Below are 1994 nucleotides of genomic sequence, written 5' to 3' on the forward strand. Positions count from 1 at the left end.
CCAGACCCTGGAGGAACGGGCGGACGAGTCGCTGAACCTCTCCTTCCCCTACGCCCTGCTGTACCGCCTCATTGAGTGCGGATACATCCGGGAGGCGTATAAAAAAACCGCCCCCGATGGGCGGAGGCGGCAGTATTTCCAGATTACGGAGGAGGGCCGGTCCCATCTGTCCGTCCTGCTGGCCACTTACCGGCGGTTCAGCGAGAATATGGAACGGCTTCTGGAAGGAGGTGAGAAAAGAGATGGAGAATAAAGTGGCCGGGCAATACCTCGCCCGTGTGAAGCGCGCTCTCGTCTGCGGCAAAACCGACCGTTGCCGGCTGCTGGAACGGTGCGCGGCCATGATTGATGTTTTCCAGCAGGAGAACCCGGGAGCGGGTTATGATGGCCTTGTGGCCGCTTTCGGTGAACCTGACGCCTTCGTCTCTGAACTGCTGTCAGGTCTGGATGAGGCCACGGTGAAGGCTGCCCGAAAACGGCGGCGGCTGATCCGTTGGGGGGCAGCGGTGGCCATTATCGCCGTACTGGTGGTTATCTCGGTTTTTTGGTACATACAATATCAAAAATCAATGCTTGTTAATGATTTTGCGACTATTGTCATAGAAAATCCATATGAAATTACACAAGATGAATTTGATAACAGGTTAGAGAACACCCCAGAAGAAAGACATTCCGATAATTTATATAAAGGAGAATGAACATGAAAAAGGTATGTACGCTCTTTTGTTTGGTTATGGTAATCCTGTCCATGGTCAGCACCTCAGCACTTGCTGTCGAGCCTGCGGAAAACGTCATTGACTTGGGCGACGGCTTCTATGCAGTTGAAACCATTACAAGTGCTCCGATGGAGCGATCCACTGATACGGTTAGAGGGAGCAAGACTGGCAAACTTTATTACAACTCTACTCTGATTGGATCTGCGACCATCTCTGCCTCTTTTGATATCTCTGGTTCTACCGTTAGAGCTACGAAAGCCACGATTGATGGTGAGGGATACAACGGAGCGCTATTTCTTGATGGAAAAACTACTTGCGATGATGAAATTGTCAATGGTTGGGCGTCCTTCAAGTATAACGGCGTACAGAAAATCCTTCGCCTCTCCCTCTCCTGCACCGCCGGCGGCACGTTCTATTAAAATATCCAAATCCGCAGCATCAGCGGCCCCCTCCCGGGCGCAGGGAGAGGGGCCGCTTTTATTATTTGCAGGGGCCGCCCCCGGCGGCCTTTTCCATCACAAAATTGGTCAGGAGAACACCCCGCCGCTCCACCTGCTGTCTCCGGACCGTCCGATATCCCCGCCGCTCAAAAAAAGGCCTGGCCGTGACGGAGGCGTGGGTGACCACCTTTCCCGGGGCCCGCCGCTCCAGCTCCGCGCAGATGGCGGAGGCCACGCCCTCCATCTGGCGGTCCGCACGGACGTACAGCCGGTCCAGATAGCCCGTCCGGTCCATATCGCCAAAGCCCAGGATGGTCTCCCCCTCCACCGCCAGCAGGGCGTCGTGCTCCCGAAAGGACAGGTCCCACCGGTCAAGGTCCACGGTCCCCGGCGCCCAGGCGTCCAGCTGCTCCTCCGTGTAGTCCGCCGCGTTGACGGTGTGGACCGTCTCATAGAACAGCGCCGCCAGGGCCGGGCCGTCCCCGGGCCGGTACGCTCTGATCTCCATATCACACCTCCCGTTTCCCCCATTTTACCACCGCCGCCCCTCCGGCGCAAGCTCCCGCCTGCACAGCCGGGACCCCGGACGCATAAAATGGCTCAGCACCATCTGAAAGGAGGAGACCGGAACCATCATTCCGGTTTGCGATACTATGGATTGCAACGGTTATAACAGCTACGTCCCCCAGGCGCGGCCGGCGGCCCGCAGCATGGCCGCCGAGCCTGTGACCCCCCTGCCCAACGTGGGTGAGGGCGGCCCCGCCTACCCCGGCACTATGGACACCCGCGCCGCCGACCCCGGCCAGGTACCTGTGATCCCCCTGCCCAATCCCGGCGA

4 protein-coding genes and 1 pseudogene are annotated in these 1994 nt (G+C 58.3%); 4 read left to right on the top strand and 1 reads right to left on the bottom strand.

Going from position 1 to position 1994, the window contains the following annotated elements:
- From QZ326_RS13040 to QZ326_RS13050, 3 genes are all read left to right on the top strand, one after another.
- A partial coding sequence (locus tag QZ326_RS13040) for a PadR family transcriptional regulator (RefSeq protein ID WP_295746050.1) occupies positions 1-253 on the top strand: 253 nt, incomplete at its 5' end.
- Positions 243-698 (top strand): hypothetical protein, encoded by a 456-nt coding sequence (locus QZ326_RS13045; RefSeq protein WP_295746053.1) that lies wholly within the window; start codon positions 243-245, stop codon positions 696-698. The genes QZ326_RS13040 and QZ326_RS13045, both read left to right, overlap by 11 nt.
- A 2-nt stretch (positions 699-700) precedes the next feature.
- Positions 701-1135, top strand: a complete 435-nt coding sequence (locus QZ326_RS13050; RefSeq protein WP_295746054.1) for a hypothetical protein — start codon at positions 701-703, stop codon at positions 1133-1135.
- A gap of 61 nt (positions 1136-1196) precedes the next feature.
- Here QZ326_RS13050 and QZ326_RS13055 read toward each other — a convergent pair whose 3' ends face one another.
- A complete protein-coding gene (locus QZ326_RS13055) occupies positions 1197-1664 on the bottom strand; it encodes a GNAT family N-acetyltransferase (RefSeq protein WP_295746057.1) in 468 nt (155 codons plus the stop codon).
- 145 nt (positions 1665-1809) lie between these two features.
- On the opposite strand from QZ326_RS13055, the pseudogene QZ326_RS13060 reads away from it, so the two are divergent.
- Positions 1810-1994, top strand: a pseudogene (locus tag QZ326_RS13060) (hypothetical protein); the annotation flags it as partial.

It is taken from the genome of uncultured Oscillibacter sp., from assembly GCF_910587525.1.
Classification (GTDB): Bacteria; Bacillota; Clostridia; order Oscillospirales; family Oscillospiraceae; genus Oscillibacter.

Coding starts and splice junctions, on each gene's coding strand:
- QZ326_RS13045 (WP_295746053.1), top strand. CDS start 243: ATGGAGAATAAAGTGGCCGGGCAATACCTCGCCCGTGTGAAGCGCGCT.
- QZ326_RS13050 (WP_295746054.1), top strand. CDS start 701: ATGAAAAAGGTATGTACGCTCTTTTGTTTGGTTATGGTAATCCTGTCC.
- QZ326_RS13055 (WP_295746057.1), bottom strand. CDS start 1,664: ATGGAGATCAGAGCGTACCGGCCCGGGGACGGCCCGGCCCTGGCGGCG.